Annotated in this window: 20 protein-coding genes; 7 read left to right on the plus strand and 13 right to left on the minus strand. The window is 74.6% G+C overall.

All coding sequences use genetic code 11. From position 1 onward, the window contains the following. Positions 1–177: 177 nt before the first annotated feature. The 4 genes from AC3CHW_RS17440 to AC3CHW_RS17455 all read right to left on the minus strand — a co-directional run bounded on the left by AC3CHW_RS17440 (position 178) and on the right by AC3CHW_RS17455 (position 3,527). Positions 178–471, minus strand: coding sequence for a Dabb family protein (locus AC3CHW_RS17440; RefSeq protein ID WP_187089972.1), 294 nt, complete (start codon positions 469–471; stop codon positions 178–180). 100 nt (positions 472–571) lie between these two features. Continuing rightward, a complete protein-coding gene (locus tag AC3CHW_RS17445) occupies positions 572–736 on the minus strand; it encodes a hypothetical protein (RefSeq protein ID WP_176162760.1) in 165 nt (54 codons plus the stop codon). Positions 737–1,000: 264 nt separating this feature from the next. Next, on the minus strand, positions 1,001–1,816 hold the full coding sequence (locus AC3CHW_RS17450) for an NUDIX hydrolase (RefSeq protein WP_488467047.1): 816 nt from the start codon (positions 1,814–1,816) through the stop codon (positions 1,001–1,003). Positions 1,817–1,997: 181 nt separating this feature from the next. Further along, the gene (locus tag AC3CHW_RS17455) at positions 1,998–3,527 is read right to left on the minus strand and encodes a hypothetical protein (protein WP_488467048.1); all 1,530 of its coding nucleotides are present in this window, start codon (positions 3,525–3,527) and stop codon (positions 1,998–2,000) included. A 1,166-nt stretch (positions 3,528–4,693) separates the two neighbouring features. On the opposite strand from AC3CHW_RS17455, the gene AC3CHW_RS17460 reads away from it, so the two are divergent. The 6 genes from AC3CHW_RS17460 to AC3CHW_RS17485 all read left to right on the plus strand — a co-directional run bounded on the left by AC3CHW_RS17460 (position 4,694) and on the right by AC3CHW_RS17485 (position 10,959). Beyond that, a complete protein-coding gene (locus AC3CHW_RS17460; RefSeq protein ID WP_488467049.1) occupies positions 4,694–6,190 on the plus strand; it encodes a hypothetical protein in 1,497 nt (498 codons plus the stop codon). A 154-nt stretch (positions 6,191–6,344) separates the two neighbouring features. Continuing rightward, positions 6,345–6,998 (plus strand): RNA polymerase sigma factor, encoded by a 654-nt coding sequence (locus AC3CHW_RS17465; RefSeq protein ID WP_459246593.1) that lies wholly within the window; start codon positions 6,345–6,347, stop codon positions 6,996–6,998. Beyond that, positions 6,995–8,008 carry a CU044_5270 family protein gene (locus tag AC3CHW_RS17470; protein ID WP_488467050.1) on the plus strand — a complete coding sequence of 338 codons (1,014 nt, stop codon included), beginning with the start codon at positions 6,995–6,997 and terminating at the stop codon, positions 8,006–8,008. Before AC3CHW_RS17465 ends, AC3CHW_RS17470 begins: the two co-directional genes overlap by 4 nt. Positions 8,009–8,963: 955 nt before the next feature. Further along, positions 8,964–9,182 (plus strand): hypothetical protein, encoded by a 219-nt coding sequence (locus tag AC3CHW_RS17475; RefSeq protein ID WP_398608239.1) that lies wholly within the window; start codon positions 8,964–8,966, stop codon positions 9,180–9,182. 81 nt (positions 9,183–9,263) lie between these two features. Continuing rightward, positions 9,264–9,896 carry a helix-turn-helix domain-containing protein gene (locus AC3CHW_RS17480; RefSeq protein ID WP_488467051.1) on the plus strand — a complete coding sequence of 211 codons (633 nt, stop codon included), beginning with the start codon at positions 9,264–9,266 and terminating at the stop codon, positions 9,894–9,896. A gap of 163 nt (positions 9,897–10,059) precedes the next feature. Further along, positions 10,060–10,959, plus strand: coding sequence for a class I SAM-dependent methyltransferase (locus AC3CHW_RS17485; protein WP_488467052.1), 900 nt, complete (start codon positions 10,060–10,062; stop codon positions 10,957–10,959). A gap of 55 nt (positions 10,960–11,014) precedes the next feature. Here the strand turns inward: AC3CHW_RS17485 and cpt are convergent, their stop codons facing one another. The 5 genes from cpt to AC3CHW_RS17510 all read right to left on the minus strand — a co-directional run bounded on the left by cpt (position 11,015) and on the right by AC3CHW_RS17510 (position 15,719). Beyond that, entirely contained in the window at positions 11,015–11,548 is a 534-nt protein-coding gene (gene cpt / locus AC3CHW_RS17490) for a chloramphenicol phosphotransferase CPT (protein ID WP_488467053.1), read from the minus strand. Positions 11,549–11,588: 40 nt separating this feature from the next. After that, on the minus strand, positions 11,589–12,404 hold the full coding sequence (locus AC3CHW_RS17495) for a M23 family metallopeptidase (protein WP_488467054.1): 816 nt from the start codon (positions 12,402–12,404) through the stop codon (positions 11,589–11,591). A gap of 39 nt (positions 12,405–12,443) precedes the next feature. Further along, positions 12,444–12,662: a DUF397 domain-containing protein gene (locus AC3CHW_RS17500; protein ID WP_488467055.1), complete on the minus strand. Its 219-nt coding sequence runs from the start codon at positions 12,660–12,662 to the stop codon at positions 12,444–12,446. After that, positions 12,659–13,489: a helix-turn-helix domain-containing protein gene (locus AC3CHW_RS17505; RefSeq protein WP_488467056.1), complete on the minus strand. Its 831-nt coding sequence runs from the start codon at positions 13,487–13,489 to the stop codon at positions 12,659–12,661. Before AC3CHW_RS17505 ends, AC3CHW_RS17500 begins: the two co-directional genes overlap by 4 nt. Before the next feature lie 169 nt (positions 13,490–13,658). After that, positions 13,659–15,719: a bifunctional serine/threonine-protein kinase/glutamate ABC transporter substrate-binding protein gene (locus AC3CHW_RS17510; RefSeq protein WP_488471089.1), complete on the minus strand. Its 2,061-nt coding sequence runs from the start codon at positions 15,717–15,719 to the stop codon at positions 13,659–13,661. A 251-nt stretch (positions 15,720–15,970) separates the two neighbouring features. Here AC3CHW_RS17510 and AC3CHW_RS17515 point away from each other — a divergent pair, with 251 nt between their 5' ends. Continuing rightward, a complete protein-coding gene (locus tag AC3CHW_RS17515) occupies positions 15,971–16,513 on the plus strand; it encodes a GNAT family N-acetyltransferase (RefSeq protein ID WP_488467057.1) in 543 nt (180 codons plus the stop codon). Between the two features lie 28 nt (positions 16,514–16,541). On the opposite strand, the gene AC3CHW_RS17520 is transcribed toward AC3CHW_RS17515, so the two are convergent. The 4 genes from AC3CHW_RS17520 to AC3CHW_RS17535 all read right to left on the minus strand — a co-directional run bounded on the left by AC3CHW_RS17520 (position 16,542) and on the right by AC3CHW_RS17535 (position 20,769). Continuing rightward, on the minus strand, positions 16,542–16,769 hold the full coding sequence (locus AC3CHW_RS17520) for a hypothetical protein (protein ID WP_488467058.1): 228 nt from the start codon (positions 16,767–16,769) through the stop codon (positions 16,542–16,544). Between the two features lie 272 nt (positions 16,770–17,041). Then, positions 17,042–17,362: an SCO4225 family membrane protein gene (locus AC3CHW_RS17525; protein ID WP_488467059.1), complete on the minus strand. Its 321-nt coding sequence runs from the start codon at positions 17,360–17,362 to the stop codon at positions 17,042–17,044. A gap of 126 nt (positions 17,363–17,488) precedes the next feature. Further along, positions 17,489–18,160: a response regulator gene (locus AC3CHW_RS17530; protein WP_488467060.1), complete on the minus strand. Its 672-nt coding sequence runs from the start codon at positions 18,158–18,160 to the stop codon at positions 17,489–17,491. Then, the gene (locus tag AC3CHW_RS17535) at positions 18,157–20,769 is read right to left on the minus strand and encodes a sensor histidine kinase (RefSeq protein WP_488467061.1); all 2,613 of its coding nucleotides are present in this window, start codon (positions 20,767–20,769) and stop codon (positions 18,157–18,159) included. The genes AC3CHW_RS17530 and AC3CHW_RS17535 overlap by 4 nt, the downstream gene beginning before the upstream one ends. Between the last annotated feature and the right edge of the window lie 165 nt (positions 20,770–20,934).

A 20,934-nucleotide genomic window follows, 5' to 3' on the forward strand; every position in this document is an offset into this window, starting at 1 on the left:
CAAAAGCGGTCATAGCATCACAAGACATGTCCGCTGTGTGCAAGCACCGCATAGCTCCGTGTTGATGGGTGAGTTGACGCGCGCGGCGGCCGACGCGGGGCCCGCTTCCGCTGCCCCAGACGGCGAACAGCCCCCCGCCGTGTGGCAGGGGGCCGCGGGTCGTACGGAGCAAGTCGCTCAGAACTCGTAGTCGGCGATCACCCAGGTGGCGAACTCGCGCCACCGCGCGGCGGCGGCCTGGTGGGCCGGGTGTTCGAGGTAGCGGGTGAGCGCGTCCCGGTCGGCGACGGCCGAGTTGATGGCGAAGTCGTACGCGATGGGCCGGTCGGTGATGTTCCAGGCGCACTCCCAGAACGTCAACTCGGGGACGACCCCGTCCAGCTCCTGGAACGCCTTCACGCCGGCGACCACGCGCTCCTCGTCGCGGGAGACGCCTTCGTTCAGCTTGAAAAGGACCAGATGACGGATCACTGGGTTGCCCTCCGTACGGATGACGCGGGTGGTGGGTGCGTGGCGGCGGCTGACGCGGGTGGTGGGTGCTCGGCGGTCGGGCGGTCTGCTGCCCGACCGGTCACTTGACCAGCTCGGTCATGAAGTCGCCGATGCCCTTGGCGGCGTCCGAGATGCCCTCGAACCCGATCTGGACGAGCTCGGCGGCCCGCGCCGGGGAGTTGATGATCGTGTACAGCACGAAGACGACAAGTATGTAGGTAGCGATCTTCCTCGCCTGAGCCATACCGCTCGCCTCCCCTGCGTCTTCTGTGAGCTCGCGAGAGTCTATCCACAGGGGTGGGCCGATCGAGTGAGTAGTGCGATCGTTCACGCGCTCTTCAGTGGCGTGAGGGAGGGGAGGGCACCGCGCGGACGGGTCCGTTCTCCGGGCGCGGCCCCTGCCGTCGCGCGCCGGCGCCGGCATGTCGATGCCGTCGGCCGCCCCTCCCGCTCGTCCGTTCGCCCGTTCGTCCGTTCGTCCGCCGGAGGGCGCCGGACTGGTCGGCCGTCAGCCGCCGTCGGCGCTCGTGGGCGCGGGCGGGGCGGGGGTGTCCAGGAGCCCGGCCAGGCGGGCGCGGGTGTACGCGGCGATGGTGAAGGCGTCGGTGACGGCGCCGGTGGCGATCATTTCCCCCAGGGCGGCGTACGGGACGGTCATCATGCGCCGGATGCCCTCGGCGACGTCTCGCGCGCCGGGGTACGGCTGGCCGCCGTACTTCCGGACGTCACCAGCGCTGTCCCGCTGCCCCTCGTCCTGCCGGCCGTCACCGGGCTCGCGGCCCGCCCCCTCCCCGGGCGGCGGGGTGGTGGCGGGCGTGGGGTGGGGGATGCGGGCGGCGAAGAGTTGGACGCGGCTGCCCAACAGGCCCGTGTCGGGGTGGACGTCGCCGAGCGGGACCAGCTCGGTCGCCCGGGCGCCGATCTCCTCGCGCAGTTCACGCGCGGCGCTGTCGGCGCCGGTCGCGCCGGGCTCGCCCATGCCGCGCGGAACCTCCCAGTGCCAGGCCCGGGTGGCGTGCCGGTAGTGCTCGACGAGGACGACGCGCCCGGTGGGCAGGAGCGGTAGGACGACCACGCCCGGGTCCGCGACGCGGGGGAGAACGCGCAGGTAGAGGCCGTGCGCTCCGTCGGGAAAGCGCACCGCGTCGCGCACGACGGTCACGTAGGAGTCCTCGTAGACGACGCCGACCGGCGCGTCGGGAGCGGCTCCGGCGCCGCGTCGCGCGGCCTCGACCGCCTCGGGGGACAGTAGGAGGTCGATCCCGTCCGGGCTGTTGACGAACAGGTCGGGGCGCTCGGCGCGCAGCCGGTCGTAGCGGTTCATGGCGCCTTTCGTGGCGGACGTCGTTCCGTACCCAGTGTCCGCCGCGCGGACGTTCGCCATCCGCCGCTCGTGCCAACTCCGGGTGCCCGAAAGCGCGTCACCCGTGCGTCCGACCACGCGCCCCGACCGCACGGGCGCCCGGCGGCCGGCCCCCGCCCCCACAGGGGGCCGGACCTGGGCCTCAGTACTCCAGGTCGTCCCGCATGGTGGTGGAGTTGTTGGCGCCCGGGTTCGGGGCGACCTCGCGGTAGCCGGGGAGCCTCTCCACCAGGCCCTGGAAGCGCTGCCACGCGGCCAGCGTCTCCAGCCGTACGGTGGCGATCTCGCGCGCGAACTTCTGCTCGCGGCGCCCGGCGATCCGGTTGCGGAGGACGAGCCGCACGGAACCGCCGTACGTGTCCAGCGCGGTGGCGCCCAGCGCGCCGGTCAGCGACCAGTTCTCGTCGCCGGTGACGGCGGTGACGACCGAGCCCCCGACGTTGACGACCACCTCGACCACCGGGGACCAGGACGCGGAGTGGCCGCCACGCCGGGCCGCCGCCAGTTCGACGATCTTCCGGTTGAGCGCGATGTAACGGTCGAAGACGAGCCCCACGCGGTCGCCGAAGGTGGCCGGGTCCGCGAGGAGGTGGTCGAAGGCGGTGATGTACGCGTTCCACGCGCCGGTCTCCCGCAGCGTGGCGATGTCACCGAGTTCGAGGACGTCGAGCTCGGCCGGCGTGAGGCCGCCCTGCACCGTGCTGAACGCCTGCCGCTGGAGGAAGCGCAGCAGCTCGGAGAGTTCATCCGGGTCCTCGATGATCCGGCCCGCCCCCGAGGGGGACGAGGAGCCGCGCAGGTCCCGCCACTCCTGGAGCGCGACACGCTGCAGGCTGCCGCCCGGCGTCAGCGGATACATGCTCAGGGCGTCGGCGAGGTTGACGTTGTAGATCAGGTCGATCAGTTGCTTGATCTCCCCGGCGAACGGCTTGTCCCGGTCGTACCGGCCCTCCGACACCGGCCGGCCCGGCACCGAGACGAACCGCTCGTACAGGACGTTGCGGGTGACCGGGCGCCCCTCGACGCTGAGCTCGTTGCTGTGGTCCACGACCTGGCCGATGCGGCGGGCGAAGGCGGGCAGTCGTTCCTCCTCCACACCGACCTGCTGGGCCAGTAGCGGGAGGTCCTTGGCGGTCAGGGCCTGCACCCGGGCGGCGAAAGGGCGGAACAGGGCGTTCTGCGTGTCCAACCGGTTCTGCTCGTCGTTCCAGGACATCCGCAGGCAGGTCATACGCGCCGTCGCGGGCAGCGTCGCCAGGGTCTCCTGCCAGGCGGTGAAGGCCGTCTCGTCCAGGTCGACGTTGGTTGGTCGGTCGGTCGGCTCCCGCTCGTGCAGGAGGAAGGGGACCAGGGAGCCGTCGGCCAGGAGCTTCTGGTGGGCCCGGCGAGCGGCGTCGTCGTACAGGTAGTCGCGGCTGATCGCCGCGTTGTTGTAGAAGTAGGTGCGGTTGGCGACGACCTGTCGCGTGTTGATGAGGCCGCGGAAGTACTCGGCCCGCACCTCCTTACCGCGTACGTCGTCGACCTCGCTCAGCGACCGGCCGCGCGCGATCATGTCCCGGGTCAGTTCCGCGTTGACCCACTGGTTGTCCAGCGACTGCGCGATGACCGCGCCCTTCCTGAGACCACTGGGCCGCACTCTGGCCACCTGCTCGTCATGCTGCCGCGTCATCCGCTCCCCCTCTGTCCCGCTGACGTCCCGGAGTTCGCGCCCCGCCGCCCCAACCACCGGTTCGCGGCGCGCGTTGGGAGCCGGCACCGGCGCACGCCCGGGGCGGGCCCCCTCGGCACCGGGCACGGCCGGTCGCGGCCGGACGAGGGCCGAGCCCGCGGGCCGTGCCGCCGCCCCGCCGGGTCCGGGCCGTGCCCCGCTGGCTTCCGCCGCGCGCGTGCGGCGTCGCCGCGTCGCGGCGCGCACCATCTGTTCCGCTGACGATGGACGTACGGACCCGCCTCACCCGCGTACGTGCGGGCGTAGGTCCGCTCCTTCGACACCTCACGCTAGCGTCCCGTCTCGCCCAGGAGCGCGCGGATTACGCGTAGTTGGCCGAAATCGCGGTGTCCACATGCCGGCATATGCGGGGCTTGCATGGTACGGCCGCCACACCTCCCGCCCCGGCCCACCAACGCCGACCCGCCGCGTGCCGCGTCGACCGCCGCGAGCCGAGCCGAGCCGACCCGCCGCGTGCCGAGTCGCGCAGCGACCTGCCGTGCGTCGCCCGGCCAAGTGATCGCCCGAAGGCCCGAGTTGACCTTCCAACGGGCTGTTCGTCCGACCGCGTGCCCCGTAGGGTCGTACGCGCCGCGCGTCCGGCAGGGGGCCGGGCGGGCGGGGTCCGAACGGGGCCGGTCCGGTGGGGTGGGTTGGTGTCGTGGCCGTGGGTGCGGCGCGGCGGCGGTCGGCCGGCCGGGCGTACGGCAGCAACGTCCCAGGGGGGTACGTCGATGGTGTGGGAAGAGCGCGACGCGGCCGGCAGAGGTAAGGGCGCCGGAGAGCCGGCAGGGCCCCCCGGGCCCCCGCCCCCGTTACCCGGCGCCGCACCACCGCCCGCGCCCCCCGCCCCACCCACCTACGGCGCCGCGCCGCCGCCACCACCGCCCCCGGGAGCACCCCCGGGCTGGCCCGCGCCCCCGCCGTCCGCCACGCCGCCGCCCGGGGACCGGCCGCCCGTCACGCCGCCGCCCGTCGCGCCCCCGCCCGGGGATCGGCCGTCCGGTGAGCGGCCCACGCTGTATCTGTCCGCGTTGCCGCCGGGGCCCGCCGGCGCGCCTCCGTCGCCGTTCGGCGCGCCTCCGCCGCCGCCGTTCGGCGCGCCGCCCGTGCCGCCGGCGCCGCCCGTGCCGCCCGTTCCGCTGCGGGCGGTGGCCGTGGGGCTGCTCAACCTCAGTGGGCTCGGCGTCGGTTACGCCCTGCTGCGCGTGTGGTGGGCGGTCGCCGTGTGCTGGGCGGCCACGGCCGGGCTGCTCCTGCTGGCGCTGCCGGCCGAGCCGGACGGCGTGGCCGGTGGTGTCGTCGCGGGGTACCTGGCGGTGCTGGCGGCGGCTGCCGCGCACGGCGCGTTCCTCGGGCTGCGTCGGCCGCTCGCGTGGCCGCCGCGCGCGGCCGTGGCCGTGCTGCTCGGCCTGGCGCTGCTCGCCGCGCCGGGCGGCGGCTACCTCGCGTACGACAGCGCCCGCGACGAGGCCACCGAGGAGATGCTGCTCGACCGTCTCGCGGAGGCCGACGAGCTGGTCAGCGCGCGGGCCGGGCAGCCGTTCGACGCGGCCGAGGCCGACTACCGCCGGGCCCTGGACGGCTACGCCGCCCTCGCCGACGACCACCCCGGCTCGCGGGCCGCCAAGCGCGTGCCGGAGCGGATGAAGACGTACTACGAGAGCGTGGGGGCGACGTACGACCGCAGGGACTTCTGCGCGGCGATCGAGCCGCTCACGTTCCTGCGGACCGTTCCGCGGCGCATCGACGAGCGGCACCTGGGCAAGCTGACCGGCTGGCCCGACGACCGGCTGGCGAACTCGCTGTACGAGTGCGGGGTGAGCGGGCTCGGCCAGGCGTCCGCCGACGGCGGCAAGACCAAGCACCTCGGCGAGTTGCTCGCCGACTTCCCCGACTCCGCGCCGGCGGCGAGGGTGGAACCGGCCGTGAGCGCCGCGATCAGCACGGCGGCCGGCGGCATCAAGGGCGCCGAGCCGTGCACGGCCGTCACCAACCTGCGCACCCTCAGCGTCCAGGCCAGCACGCTGGCCAGGGCGGCCGGCGCCGGGTCCGCCGCGCTGACCCGGGACGCGGGCACGGCGAGCGGGCACGTGCGCGCCGGCACCTACGCGTGCGGGGTCGACCAGTACCAGGACGGCCGGTTCGACGCGGCCCTGACGACGATGAACGACTTCGCCCGCACCTACCGCGACGACGGGAACCGGCCGCGCGCGCAGAAGATCGCCATCGCCGCGGAGATCGCCAAGAAGCTGCCCGACGCGGGTAAGCGGCTGCCGACGACGGCCTCCGGTGGCGGCGTGACCGTCACGGTCAAGAACGACAGCCCGAACGCGGTCGAGATCCTCTACACGGGCCCGGTCACCGGCAGGTTCACGCTCTCGGCGTGCGACGGCTGCACGACGTACGCCAACCGCGCGCAGGCGCGCAGCAAGGCGTGCCAGAGCGGTAAGAGCTACCCGCAGCGCACCCTGTCGCTGCCCGTCGGCACCACGTACTTCCTGCACAAGTCGCAGGGCACCAGCAACTCCTCCGGCACCGACACGGCGCGCATCGAGCCCGGCTACACGTACACGGAGTGCGCGTACGTCGTGAGCCCGTTCGGCATCGGCCCCGCCACCTGAGCACCCTCTGTCCGTGGCCTGAGTGGTCTCCGTCCGCCGCCCGAGCGCCCTCTGACCGCCACCCGAGCGGCCGACGGCCGGCCGTCCGACCGCACGCGGGCCGGTGTGACCCAGATCACGCGAACGCGGTCGGGCGGTCGGACAGGTGAAGGGTGTGGAGCATTCATTACGGGCGCGGGTGCGAGACGGGGAACCGGACGCGTTCCGGCGGCTGTTCGACGACCACGCGACGGCCGTCCACCGGCACGCCCTGCGGCTGACCGGTAACTGGGCCACCGCCGAGGACGTGGTGTCCCTGACCTTCCTGGAGGCGTGGCGGCTGCGCGAACGGGTGCTTCCCGACGGCGACGACCACCTGCACCCGTGGCTCCTCGGGATCGCCACGAACGTCCTGCGCAACACCGCGCGGGCCGCGCGCCGGCACCGTAACGCGCTCGCCCGGCTCCCGGTGGGCGACGCGGTGCCCGACTTCGCGGACGAGGTGGCGCAGCGGATGGTGGACAGCGAGGAGTTGGCCGCCGCGCGCCGGGCCCTGGCCGGGCTGCGTCGCCTGGAGCGCGAGGTGGTGACGCTGTGCGTGTGGGAGGGCCTGGACTCGACCACGGTGGCCAACGCGCTCGGCGTGCCGGTCGGCACCGTGCGCTCCCGGCTCTCGCGCGCCCGCAAGCGGCTGCGCAAGCTCACCGAGGCCGAACTGAGGAGAAAGCCCCCGCGGGCCGTCGTCCGCCCGCCCGAGCCGATGCCCCTGGTGGTCGGTCCGTGCGCGGCCGGCTCCGGGCGCGGGGTCACGGAAGAGAGGAACCCATGAGCGCCTTTCCGCGGAAGGGAGACGAGGCGGGCGAGTGCGAGGAGTTGGCGGTGTTGCTGCCGACCCCCGACGTGCCCGGGCTCGCCCCGCACCGCCATCGCGAGCTGCGGGAGGGGATCGTACGGGAGATCGGCCGGCAGTTGGCGGACGAGGAGACGCCGTGCGCGCGCCACCGGCCCCGCTGGCGCCGGTTCACCACCGTGGTGGTGCCGATCGTGGTGGTGGTGGCGACGGCCGTGGTCGCCGTCCTCGTCCGCACCGCCGGCCAGGACACGCCGCCACACGCCGTCAGCGTCAGCGACGAGCCGTCGGCGGTCCACCTGCTGGACCAGGCCGCGGCGGCGCAGGCCGGCCGCCCGCCGGTCACCGTCCGCCCGGACCAGTACGTCTACGTGCGGCACCTCGGGGACGGCCAGGTCCTCGGCTTCGGGCTGCGCGGCTTCGGCCAGCGCGAGGACTGGTACGCGGCGCGGGCCGATGCGAGCGGGGTCATCCGGGTCACCCCCGTGACCGAGGGCGAGGCCCCGCAGAGCCGTTACGAGCCCACGAGCCAGAGCATGACGGGCACCAACGACTCCCCACCGCCGTGGCCCCTCGCCCGCCTGGGGTCCCTGCCCACCGACCCCGACGTGCTGCTGAACAAGCTCTACGAGGACACCGGAGGGCAGGGGCCGAGCCGGGACGAGGCGGTCTTCGAGCTGATCAACGGCGTGATCGACACGACCACCCTGGAGCCCAACCTCAACGCGGCGCTGCTGCGCGCCGCCGGCCGGCTCCCCGGCACCACCGTCAAGGAGGACGTACGGGACGGCGCCGGCCGCCACGGCGTCGGCCTGACCTTCCGCTTCCCCCCGTCGGACCCGACGACCTGGGTCTTCGACCCGCGGACCCTGACCTACCTGGGCACCACGGAGTCGGCGCTGCTCGACGTGGCCGTGGTGGACGAGAAGTTGCGGGTGCCCGACCGGTCGACCCCCGGCCCGAGCCCGGGCGAGACCTCGATGCTGTAACCGGGCGCGCGCCACCGGAACGCGCTGCGCGCCCCCACCCCGAGGGCGCCGGCTGGCCCCGCGTCGCCCGCGCCCCACAGGACGAGCCCACCCGGGCTCAACGAGCCCCCGCCCGCCCGGCCGCCCCCGGCGGCCCACGGCGCGGGGCGCCCGCCGGTCAGCGGGCCCCGCGGAGCAGGGGCCGCCGGCCCGCGACCGGCACGAGGGAAGGCGGTCAGCGCTCGCCGTGGAGGGGACGGCGGGCGCTGACCGCGGGGTGCTGGCCGCGCGGGGCGGATACGACGAATGGCCCGGCCGTGGTCGGTCGGGCCATTCGGTGCTCGCCCCTGCCACGCCCTCTCGGGCGGCGGGCGGAGAAGATGGTGGGGGTTTCGCTGCAACGAAAGATCCCCTGGCAATCCCTGGTGCGTCCACAGCAATACGGATCGGCTCCCGGGGCACGCTCGGCGTGCAACTCCACGACCCAGTCTGCCGATCATTTCGCCGCTTGGCAATCCCCCAACGCCAAAAGCTCCGCCGCCGGGGCCGGCAAGTCCGGGCCGACCTGCGGAAATACACTAATGGTCGCGCGCGCTCGCCGCAAAGGTGCGAGACAACCGTGCGAGCGCGCTGACTTCGCGCGGAGTGGGAGGGATCCACAGAGTTATTCGCGTCGTGTCTGCGAAATTCAAGATCTTCTCTTCGGCTCGCGAGATGCGGGGTGACCTGCGTAAACGTGCGCTTTTCAGTCGCATGAACGCTCATTCCCGGCATATAGTCACGATTTCGATTTCCGTGCAGCGTAGCGGGTGGGTGGCGAGATCGAGGATGCATGGAAAGGTGCGGAAAGCGGTGGAACCTATCGCGCACCTGCGCGCGTTGACGTCAGTAGCGTCACTGGTATGCCGCTTTTCCGGCTGCAACCGGAAAAGGGTTGGTCCACAGCGATCTGTCGTCTCCCGGTTTGGAGTCTTCTTTGTCCCTGAGGCATCCCGAGGAATCCAGTACCACCCCGTCCGAGTCCGCCGCCCAGCGTTCGCGTCTGTCCTGGATGGATCTCGTGCTCCTGGTCGTGGTGCTGGGTGCGCTCGTCGCCCTGCTCGCACTGGGTACGGCCCTTCCGGAGGCCGTGGCCGTGGTGGGCGTCGGCGGCCTGGTGACCGCCGAAGTGCGCCGCCGTCTCTCGGAGTCCTGACGATCCCCGTGGCCCGGGGCGCCGTCGTCCCGGGCCACGGCCCACGGAGAACCCGAGGCAAGGAGTGCGATGGCCCGCCCCATGAACACGTTGCCCGTCGATGAAGACCAACTGGTGACCTTGGCCGCCGCCCTGCGTGCCGTGCGGGCGCGCGCGGGCACCCCGAGCCTGGCCGAGATGTCGCTGCGCTGCGGCGTCTGCGTCGCCTCGCTCTCGGACGCGCACGGCGGTCGAAAGCTCCCCACCTGGCGCACAGTGGAGGGCTACCTCCGAGCGTGCGGGGTCGACCCCGGCACGCTCCGTCCCTCATGGGAACGCCTTCGCCTCGCGCAGCGCACGGAGCAGGCCGACGCCCGGTACGCCGCCGTGCTCAAGCGGTGGGCCAGCACCCGGGAGATCACCCCACCGCGCTGGGTGCGGGACGAGGCGGAACTGGCCCAGCTTCTCGACCACATGCGGCGGCTGTGCGGCCTGAGCCTGCGCGACCTGGCCAGCCGCCGCCCCGGCTTCTCCCACCACACCTACGGTGCCGTGCTCCGGGGCGAACGTCCCGTGACGGCCGACATGCTCGCCGCCGTCCTGCACGCCTGCGGCATCCCACCAACCTCCGCCCGCCGCTGGTACCTGGCCCTGCTGCGCATACGCCCCGAAGAAACACCCCGCGCGCGAGGGCTGGTGCCGGACCTCTCGGCGGACGCCAGCACGCCCGCGTAGTCCGCCGTACGCCCTCACCCTCGCCTGTGCGACAGGTCCCCCCGGTCAACCCGCCCCGTACGAACGTGTCCGCCCCGACCTCGGGGAACGTCACCGGTGGCCAGCGACTGTGCCATGCTCGCGGGCTGGTCAGGCGGGATTTCGTGGGAGTCGGGAGAGTGACATGGGTGCCGATACGCATGCGGGTGACGGGTACGGCGAGGGCAACATCTTCCTCAGGTTCCTGCAACACGTGGGCTGGGGCGACCTGTTGAACGTCGGCTACTTCACGCTGCCCACGCTCCCCGCCGCCGTGAGCGGCGGCGGGTACTTCCAGCGGGCGCTCGTACGGCGGTCGCTGGCGCTCCTCGACGCGGCACCCGGTGACCTGGTACTCGACGCCGCCTGCGGGCGCGGCTACACCACCGCCCGGCTCGCCGACGCCGGCTGCCGGGCCCTCGGCGTCGACCTCGGCGAGCACCAGATCGCCCTGGCCAGGGCGCGGTTCGGGCACCGGCCCCGGGTGTCCTTCGCCGTCGCGGACGTGACCCGGTTGCCCGACGAGGCGGGCGGTACGGAGCTGGCGGACGGCTCCTTCGACCGGGTGTACTGCCTGGAGGCCGCGTTCCACTTCGGCCCCGAGGGGCGGGACGCCTTCCTCGCCGAGAGCCACCGCGTGCTGCGCCCCGGGGGCCGGCTCGTCCTCGTGGACTTCACCTGGCCCGACCAACGGTCCGCGCGGATCGACCAACTCGACCCACGGGGCCTGGTGCGCGCGTCCTGGCAGTTCGACGACTTCGAGCGGCTCGACCGCTACCTGGCCAGCGCCACCAAGGCCGGCTTCGAGGTCCGCGCCGTACACGACTGGACCCGCCCGGTCGTCCGCCGCTCGGCCCGCCTCATCGGCACGGTGGGAGCCGTCGTGGCCACCCGCCCCGGCCGCCTCGCCCTCCGCACCCGCTGGCCGAGCCTGCGCGAGTTCACCCCGGCCGACTGGCAGGCCCTGTGCCCCGTCATCCGGGCCCACGTGGCGGCGAGCCGGGAGGTGGGGTACACGGCGTTGGTGCTGGACAAGCGGGGGTAGGGGGCGGGCCGGCGCCCAGACCGGGCCGTGGGGCCGTGGGGCCGTCGGGCACTGTCTACCCGAGCCGGGCAGCGACGGAGCGCGCGCACTCCTCGGGCCCGCTACGCGTCGTGTCCACCTCCAGGTCGTACGCCACGCCCCGGTGTGCGAGCCGCGCCTGTGCGGCGGCCATGCCCGGCACGCGGTCGCCGCGCGCCAGTTCGCGGCTGGCCGCGACCTCGGGGGCGCAGTGGACACCCACCCACAGCACGTCCAACCCGGCCAGCGCCCGCCGCCACCGCTCCTGGGAGGCCGGGCCGCCGAGGAAGACGTCGTCGATGATCACCCGGGCGCCGGACCGTGCCATCGCGGCCACCCCGGTCTGCCAGGCCGCCTCCAGCTCCCGGAACCGTGGCCCGGGGGTGACCCCGCCGTCGTCGGCGAACTCGATGCCCTCGCCGGCGTTCCGCAGGGACGCCGGCATGGCCTCGATGAGCGAGTCGACCGCCATGAGCAGCCACGGCTCGGGCAACACCTCCTGCAAAGCCCGCGCGAGCCGCGTCTTGCCCGAGCTGGACCCGCCGTTGAGCACGATCACCTGAGTCGTCACCGCGTCACCGTAGGAGCGGGGCGGCGGGCGGGCAAGCGACTTAACGGGGGCCGGGGGCGGCGGGTGTGAAGCGGGTGCGGTCGGCGGGCACGCCCACCTGTTCGCGGCCGTCGTCGTCCGTGTACCGCCAGGTGAACGGCAGGCCGTGGGCCGAGGTGAGGTCGGGGCCGTCCATGAACTGGAAGTGCAGGTGGGGCTCGGAGGAGTTGCCCGAGTTGCCGCATTCGGCCAGCGGCTGACCGGCCGCGACCCGGTCCCCCACGGCCACCCGCAGCGAGCGCCGCCGCAGGTGGGCGAAGACGGCGTACGTACCGTCGCCGAGGTCGAGCACGAGGTGGTTGCCCAGGATGTGGCGGGGGTCGGCGAGGGAGCGTACGAAGCCCTCCACCAACAGGTAGCCCAGGCCGGCGAGCGAGGTGCGGGACAAGTGGTCACGTTGCCCGTCGGCGGCGGCCACCACCCGGCCGTCGGCCGGCGCGAGCAGCGGCTCCCCGTACGCCGGGTAGGCAGCCGGGCGGCGCGCGATCGGCCACACCCAGACGGGTTCCGGCGCGGGTCGGCGCACGAGGTCGATGGCGTACGTCTGCGCCAGGCTGTGGGTGTGGCTGGGCACCTTGGTGGCGGGCCCGTTGAGCGCCACCCAGTGGCCCCGCACGGGTGCGCCCAGGGCCACGGGCGGGGTGCCGCCCCTCGGCGGGCGCTGCGCGCGCGTCAGGACCCACCGCAACAGCAGGCCACCCAGCAGCAGGCCGACGCCGGTGAACCACAGCGCCCCGATGCCCTTGCTATTGATGATGATGCATACGGCTCCCGCGGCGATCAGCAGGCCGTGATGCTTGCGCAGGAGGAGGAGCATGGGACCTTTTCTGGAGCGGGTGGGACGTTAGGTGGCTGACTAGGCGAACTCTCCCCGCCGCACGGCGTTCACGAACGCCGCCCACGCCTGTGTGTCGAAGGTCAGGCTGGGACCGTCGGGGTTCTTGCTGTCGCGGACGGGGACGGTGCCGTGGGTGGCGGCGGAGGGCGCCCACTCGACACAGTTGCCGCCGTCAGTGTTGCTGTAGCTGGACTTGACCCAGGCGAGAGCGGGCTTTGCCGAGGGAGAAGTGGTCATGTGGCTAGTGCCTCCATCGTCGAGCGGATGAGAGCCGCGGATTCTTCGGGCGACAGAGCGTGGGCCCTCATCCGATCGTAGGCCCGGCAGCGGACGGCGACGCCCTCCGGGTCCTCCAACAGGTGTCCTGTTGCGATGCTCTCCTCGTACGCCGCCACGTCTCCCCTTCCCACCGTCATGAGCGTCAGCGACCCACCCAGGAACGGATGCTCTCCGTGAGAGAACGGCAGGACTTGGATAACCGTGGCCGGACCGTCGACCAAGGGCAGGAGAGCCGCCAGTTGCTCGTGCATGACGAGTGGCCCACCCACCGTGCGACGTAGCACGGCCTCATCCAGGATGACGGACAACTCCGGTGGTGGGTCCGCCTGAAGTGACGTCTGCCGACCCAGCCTGGCCGCGACCAAGCCCTCGACCTCGTCAGAGGTGGCGTGTGGGTGACCCACGCGGAGCAACGCCCTGGCGTACCCCCGTGTCTGCATGAGCCCAGGCACCGTGTGTCCGGCGTACTCGTTGATGACCCGGGCCTGCGCCTCCAACTCCATGCGCCGCCGGTACCTGTCCGGATGGACCTCCTTGCGGGCCAACTCGTAGAGCTTGCCGAACAGTCCGTCCGTGCCGAACGCGGTGTCCAGCTTGGTCGGGAGATCGGGCGGGACCATCGTCTGGGCGGTCTCGAAACGATGCAGCGAACTCTTGCCGTACTTGAGGACGTCCCCCAGGGCATCAAGGGACATGCCCGCCGCCTCGCGGAGTCGGCGCATCTCCGCGCCGAAGAGGTGTCGGGCGGACCTGTCGGGGGTCAAGTCGCGGGGGCGGGCGGACATGCGCAACCTCTTTTCCCGTCAACGACGGTGAGATACGAGCCGCGCGTCAGCCTACGCACGGCTGCGCAACCGCCGCACTACGCACCGTAGTCATCCGCATTCCGGATCGCAGGGTGGGACATGGCTCCCCCAGCCAACGGCATCCGCCCGTAAGGGCGTTCGCCCGCCGTCACGGCTCCAGCAGCGGCACGTTCTTGCGGACCGCCGTGTCCCACGAGCCGTCGTCCACCATCTTTTCGAGCGCCTTGTCGACCTCGCCCGTCAGCGGGCTGTCCTTGGGCAGGCCCACTCCGTACGGCTGCTCGTTGGAAAGGAACAGGCCCGCGAGGCGGTAGGCGCCCGGTTGGAGGGACGCGTACCCGGCGAGCAGCGCGTTGTCGGTGGTGACCGCGTCCACCGAGCCTTGGGCCAGCGCGTCGATGCAGCGCGCGTAGGACTCGTACTCCACGAGCTGCGCCTGGGGCGCGATATCCGTCCGCAGGCGCTGGGCCGGTGTGCTGCCGGCGACCGTGCAGACCTTCTTACCGTTCAGGTCCGACGGCTTACGCACCGAGGTGTCGCCCCTGGGGAGAAGCACGTCCTGGTGTGCGGTCAGGTAGGGGCCGGCGAAGTCGATCTGCTTCCTGCGCGCCTCGGTCATCGTGTACGTCGCCACGACGAGGTCGACGCGTCCGCTGGCCAGCAGGGTCTCGCGGTCGCTGCTGCGCACCTCCTTCCACACGATGTCGGCGGGGGTGTGGCCGAGCGCCTTGGCGATGTACGTCGCGACGTCCACGTCGAGCCCCGCGTAGGTGCCGTCGGGGCGTCGGAAACCGAGGCCCGGTTGGTCGGACTTGACGCCGATGGTGATCTTCTTGCCTGTCCCCTTGTCGTCGTCCCCCTTGTCGTCGTCCACCTTGGCGGGGGTCTCGCCGGTGGGCGACGTGGGGTCGGCCGTGGGCTGGCGGCCCTGGGAAGGCCGTTCGCCGCTCTTGCCTGAGCCGCCGTCGGGCAGCAGGTTCCAGGTGAGGAGGCCCGCGAGGGCGAGGGCGCCGGCCGTGGCGGCGTACAGCGCGTTACGTCGCGAGGGCCGGCCGGCGGGTGGCGCGGCGGGCGGCGGGCCCTGCGGCGGGGCGGGCAGCGGGGCCGGCGCGAGGAACGCCGGGTGTGGTGCCGGCGCGGCGGGCCGGGCGGACGGGCGCGCGGCGGGCGGGGTGAGGCGGTAGTCGCCGGACGGGGGCGTGGAGGGCGCGGGCGGTGGCCCGAAGCTGTCGGAGGGGCGGGCGGAGTGCGTGGCGGGGCTGGCGGGGGCGTCGGCCGCCGCGGGGAGCGGGTGCGCGCCGGGGGTGGGTGGATCGGTGGGGGATTGTCGGTCGGGTGCGGGTACGGCCTTCGCCCGCTCTGGATGCCCTGCACCCCGGGCGGCCCGCGCGACGGGGGCCGACTCCGCCGCCGCCAGGAGGCGGTCCAGCGTGGCCGCGTCGGGGCGGTGGCCGGGGGAGCGTACGAGCAGGGCGCGTAGCGGCTGCGTCAGCGCGCCCGCGCGGGTGGGGGGCGGGACGTCCTGGCCGACGATGGCCGCGAGGGTGGCGAGGGTGTTGGCGCGCCGCAGGGGGTGGCGGCCCTCGACGGCCACGTACAGCATCATGCCGAGCGACCACAGGTCGGCCTTGGCGTCGCCGTCTTGGCCGGCGGCGCGTTCGGGCGCCATGTACTCGGGGGTGCCGATCAGCGAGCCGGCCGCGGTGAGCACGGTGGAACCCTGGATGGCCGCGATGCCGAAGTCGGTGAGGACCGGGCGCCCGTCGGGCCGGATGAGGACGTTGGCCGGCTTGACGTCGCGGTGTTGGATGTCGGCCGCGTGCACGGCGACCAGGCCGGCCAGCACGCCCCGGCCCAGCCGCGCCGCCTCGGCCGGTGACAGCGTGCAGCGGGCCAGTCGGTCGGCGACGTTCTCGCCCGGGACCAGTTCCATGACCAGCCAGGGATACGGGTGTTCGGCGCCGTCCACGATGTGGTGGATCGTCGCCACGTTGGGGTGGCTGATCCGGGCCAGGGCCCGGGCCTCGCGCAGGACGCGGGCGCGGAGCTGGCGGGCCGCCTCGGGGTCGTGTTCGGCCAGCGCGGGGTCCTGCGGGCGGACCTCCTTGAGGGCCACGTCGCGGTCGAGGGCCAGATCGCGGGCGCGCCACACCGTACCCATCCCGCCCCCGCCGAGCCGCTCCACCAGCTCGAACCGACCGTCGATCACCCGACCCACGGGTCCCCCTCACCCTCGTGACCCCCGCGCGCACGCGGCGGTCCGCGCCCGACGCCGGGGCTGACTTTGCCACAGGGGCGCGACGATCGGACCGGGCAGCGGCCCCGCCCGCCGCCCATTCGTTACCTGGGCGGCGAGTTCGGCGCGGCGGGCGAGCGCGCGAGTTCGGTACGGCGGGCGCGCGCGGGCGGAGGCGGGGGGCGCCGGTCGGGCCGCGTACCGGGTCGGGGACGATCAGGCCCATGTCGCACACGACCGATCCCCTCGCGGCCCTGTCCTTCCGGCGGGCCGACGCGGGTGACGTGACCGAGTTCGTTCGCCTGCGGGACGCCGCCGCGCGCTGGCAGCGCGCGCGGGGCATCCAGCAGTGGCGGCCCGGCGAGTTGGGCCCGGAACACTTCCGGGCGCGGCTGCGCGAGGGCGAGTTGTGGCTGGCCACGCTCGGGCCGGCGGGCCCCACCGTCGGGGGGTGGGAGCTGTGGTGGGAGGACGTGGCGGCGTGGGGGGAGCAGCCGCCGGTCGCCGGCTACGTGCACCGCCTGGTGGTCGACCGGCAGGCGGCCCCGCCCGGCGCGGGCCGCCGCCTGCTCGCGGTGGCCGAGCGCCGCGTCCTCGCCCACGGGCGCACGCTCTGCCGCCTGGACTGCCTGTCCAACAACCCACGGCTGCGCGCCTATTACGAGGACGCGGGGTACGTCGTGGTCGGCGAGCAGGCGGCGAAGGACGGCGACGGCGGCCGGTCGTACGGCGTGACCCTGTTGGAGAAGCGGCTCACGGCACCGTGAGCCGGGGCCGCCGGTAGCACGCGGCGGCTCAGGGCCCGGTGGCGGCGCCCCGGCCGCGTGAGGTGGGGGCGGCGTGGTGGGTCATGACCGTACGCGTCCACCGCACCAGCCGGTCGATGACCTCCAGCACGACCCGTTGTCGCCCGGCGGGCAGGAAGGGCCAGGTCAGCCACGCCGGCGCGGACAGCAACACGACGGTCAGCAGCGGTAGGACGTAGAGCACGACGAGAAAGGGACGGAACAGCCAGCCAGGCATGCGTCGACCTCCGAGACGCTCTCCCCGCGAGGGGACCCGTGCTGGACGGCGGCGCGAACGGGGCAGTCCACGCGTGCTCACGCGTGGAATCTCCGGCTGGAGCCGACACCCAGCGATTGCCGCGAGAGTACCCGGTGATCGAACGCCACGAGCGCTTCTCCCGGAACGTGCGTCACCTTCCGACGCCGTGCCACCGGCCCGGGCCGGGCGGCGCGCCGGCGGGTCGGCCAGGGCACCAGGCGGGAGCGAACGGCCCCTCGCCCCGCGACGGTTCAGCGCGGGGGGCGTGGTCCACGGCGCAGGGCGCGGGCGCACCAGCCGATGAGGAGGGCGTTGACCAGGGCGCCGGTGCCGATGGCGACGTAGAGCATCGCCTCGTGGTCGGGCAGCACGAGCAGGATCAGGCTCAGCGGCGCGGTGGCGAGCAGCGGTACGACGCCGGCGAACGACGCGTCGGGGTTGTCGGCCCGGCTCACCACGAGGGCCCAGACCAGCAGGATGGCGCAGGCGGCGAGGTAGACGCGGGCGAAGACGCTGCGGAACGCGTCGCGTACGGCGCGCGGAAACGGGTGTGGCGGCGTGGTCTCGGGCATGGTGCGGCTCTCCTTGGGTGGGGGCGTGCTGCTGCCGGGTCGCGGGCGGTCCGGGTCGGCGGCGGCTCGTGTCGGGGTGGGGCTCGGGTGGTCAGGCGGGTGGGGGCGGTCAGGCGGGTGGGGGGCTCAGGCGGGTGGGGGCGGCGGGGTCGGGCGGACCAGGCCGACGTCGTACGCGAGGATCGTCGCCTGCACCCGGTCCCGCACCGCGAGCTTCCGCAGCAGCGCGTTGACGTGGGACTTGACGGTGCCGATGGCGATGCCGAGTTCGGTGGCGATCTCCGTGTTGTTCAGGCCCGTGGCGACCAGGGAGAGCACGTAGCGCTCCCGCGCGGTCAGTTGGTCGATGGCCGACGCGTCCCCGCCGGGCCGGGGGCCGGTGGCGTAGTGGGCGATGAGTCGACGGGTGGCCGAGGGGGCCAGCACGCTCTCGCCGCCCGCCACGACCCGGATGCCGTCCAGCAGTTCGGCGGCCCGCACGTCCTTCAGCAGGAAACCGGACGCGCCGGCGCGCAGCGCCTCGAAGACGTAGGCGTCGAGGTCGAACGTGGTCAGTACGAGGACGCGCGGCGGGTCCTGGCGCCCGGTCAGGACCCGGGTGGCGGTGATGCCGTCGATGCCGGGCATCCGGATGTCCATCACGATCACGTCCGGCGCGAGCCGGTCGCTGAGGCTGACCGCGGCGGCGCCGTCGCCGGCCTCGCCGACGACCGTCATGTCCGGCTCGGCGTCGATGATGGCGGCGAAACCCGCCCGGACGACCGCCTGGTCGTCCACGACCAGCACGCTGAGCGTCATCGGTTCTCCTCCTGCTCCCGGGCGGCCGGTCCCGGGTCGTCCGTGGTGGGGCGCGGTCCGTCGCCGGCGCGCTGAGCGCGGTTGGTGGGGTGGGTCGGGGCGGATTCGGTGTGGGGCGGGGTGCCGCCGGCTGGCCGCGCGGTGTCGGCCACGGGGAGCGGGGCGTCCGGCGCGGGCGGGCGGTGGTCGTCGCCCGGCTCGGTCGTCGTCGGTGCGGGCGCGGGGAGGGGCAGCCGCAGTACGAGCGCGTCGGGCCCGGTGACGGTCAGGCCGCCGCCGAGGGCGTCGGCCCGCGCCGCGAGCCGCTCGCGCGACGCGGGCCGGGTGGCGTGGGGCACGCCGGTCGCGGTGAGGGTCAGCACGTGGTCCCTGGCGTCGAGTACGAGTGCGGCCGGCTCGTCGCCGCCCGCCCGCAGGATGGTCTCGGCGGCCCGGTAGGCGGCGATGTCCACGGCGGCCGGCAGCCGTTCGGGCACCCGGTCGGTGAGCCGCGCCCGCACCTGGCGACCGGTGGCCTGGCACTGGTGGACGAGCAGGTCGAGGGCCTGGAGCGTGGGTTGCGGACGCCGTTCGGCGCGGGCCTCCGCGACGCGGACCGTGTCGAGCAGGGCGCGCATGGCGGCGAGCGCGTCGCGGGCCCGGTCCGCGGTCTGCGCGAGCCGGCCCGCCTCCGCCGCCTCGACCACGTCGGCGGTGCGGGCCAGCACGGTGGTCTCCAGGCCGACGGCGATGCGCCGCCGCTCGGCCCAGGCGTCCCGTACGGCCTCCTCGGTCCAGGCCGCGACGCGGTCCTGGTGCGCCTCGGACGCCACCCGGCGCCGCCTGCCGTACCAGGTGCCGCCGGCCCAGGCGGCCCCGCACACCAGCGCCGCCCCGGCCGCGCCGACCCCGGCCAGCGCCCAACCGGTGCCGACGGCGTGACCACCGGCACCACCCCGACCGGCGGACCGGGTGGCGAGCACCGCGGCGAGTGCCATGGTCGCGTGCACGCTGGCGGCCACGAGCGGCACGACCCGGCGCGGCACGACCCGGCGCGGCAGGGTCAGCGCCCGGCCGGTCAGCGCGCCCGGGCCGGTCAGGCCGTCTCGCACGCCGGCGCGCGGGAGGGGCCCGGCGTGCCCGGGGGCGCGCGCCGCCACGGCGGCGAGCGCCAGGCCCGTGGCGAGCGTGCCGAGCAGCGGCGGCAGGAGCACCGGCCCCGCGTACCCGCCCGTGGCCATCGCCACCGGCCACAGCGGCGCGAGGGCGAGCAGCGCGGCGAGCGTGGCCCGTGGCGCCCGGCGCAGCCACAACAACGTGAGCACCTGGGCGGTGGCCAGCAGCGCGAACAGCGCGCCGGCCGAGCCACCCGCGTCGGTGGACGTCGGCTCGTCCCGGACGATGAGGGTGGGCAACAGCGGCTGGAGGCACAGGGCCGCGGCGGTGACGTACTGGGCCACCCGGTACGAGCGCGGGACGGCCGCCACCGGCGCAGCCGAGGTGCGCCCCGGCAGCACCGCGCGCACCTCCCACCCGCCGTCCCGCGTCGGCCCGCTGGTCAGCGTGCCGCCCGCCTCCCGGGCCCGGCCGCGCAGCAGGTGCTGGCCGCGTCCGCCTCCGAGGCCCCGGCCGGGCGGTGTGCCGGGGCCGGGTGCGGCGGGCGGCGCGTTGCGCACCACGATGTCGGTGCGGGAGTCGCCGTGGGCGCACCGGACCGTGGTGGCGGCGCCCGGGGCGTGCCGTACCGCGTTGGTCAGCGCCTCCCGGACGATGCCGTACGCGGTGTCGCCGAGCACGCCGTCCGGCAGGGACTCCGCCTCGACCGTCACCGGCTGGCCGAGGGCGCGGAAGCCGGCCACCAGCTCCCGCAGCCGCTCCCGAGGCGCCGGGTGGTCCTGCGGCGAGGGCGCCGGCGCGCGCACCGCGCCGAGCGCCCGCGTCACCTCGCGACCGGTCTCGGCGGCGAACGTCAACGCCTCCCGCGCCAGCTCGGGCCGGCGCTCGCGCAGCCCGAGCGCGGCCTCGACCGTGACGACCACGGCCGTGAGGTGGTGGGCGCTGACGTCGTGCAACTCGCGCTCCATACGGCGCCGCTCGGCCGCCGGCAGCCGGTGCCGTTCGGCCCTGGCCTGGCGCAGCCGCGCCTCGGCGGCCCGCCGCGCGGCCCGCGCCCGGCGCGCGTACCGGCCCGCGCCGATCGCCGCCGCGTACAGCAGGGCCGTCCACACCAGGTCGAGGCCCTGGCTGTCGCCGAGCCCGTGCAGGCTGAGGCCGTGCGCGAGCTGCCACAGGGCGAGCGTGCCGACGCACAGCCACGCCGTGGTGGCCTCCCGCTCGACGGCGACCGAGAACAGCGCCAACGCGACGCCGGCGCTGCCGAGCACGGCCAGCGCCCCGGTCGGCAGCGGCTGCGCGCCGATCGCGCACCCGGCGGCGACCAGCACGAGCACGGGCACCGGACGGGCCCGGCGGATCGCGAGCGCGACCGTCACCAGGCCGCCCACCAGGGCCGCCGCGAGCAGGTCGGCGCCGCTCGGGGCGCCGCCGCGCAACCACGCGGCGCCGGGCCAGACGGCCACCTGGGCGCCGAGCAGCAGGGCCGGCAGGAGCCGGTCGTCAGTTCGTCGCATGATGCAGCCAGGCTAGGGTCGCGCCCCCGCTCCGAGCATCGGGCCACAGGGCGATCACCTGCTCTAACCAGGGGTGGAGACGCCGGCGGCGCGTCCCTCCGGGGGCAGGGCGCGCCTCCGCCCCGCCGCCTCCGCCCCTCCCGTCGGCCGGCATCCCACCGCCCC

Source organism: Streptomyces sp. MGP-BFMKR1 (assembly GCF_057766585.1).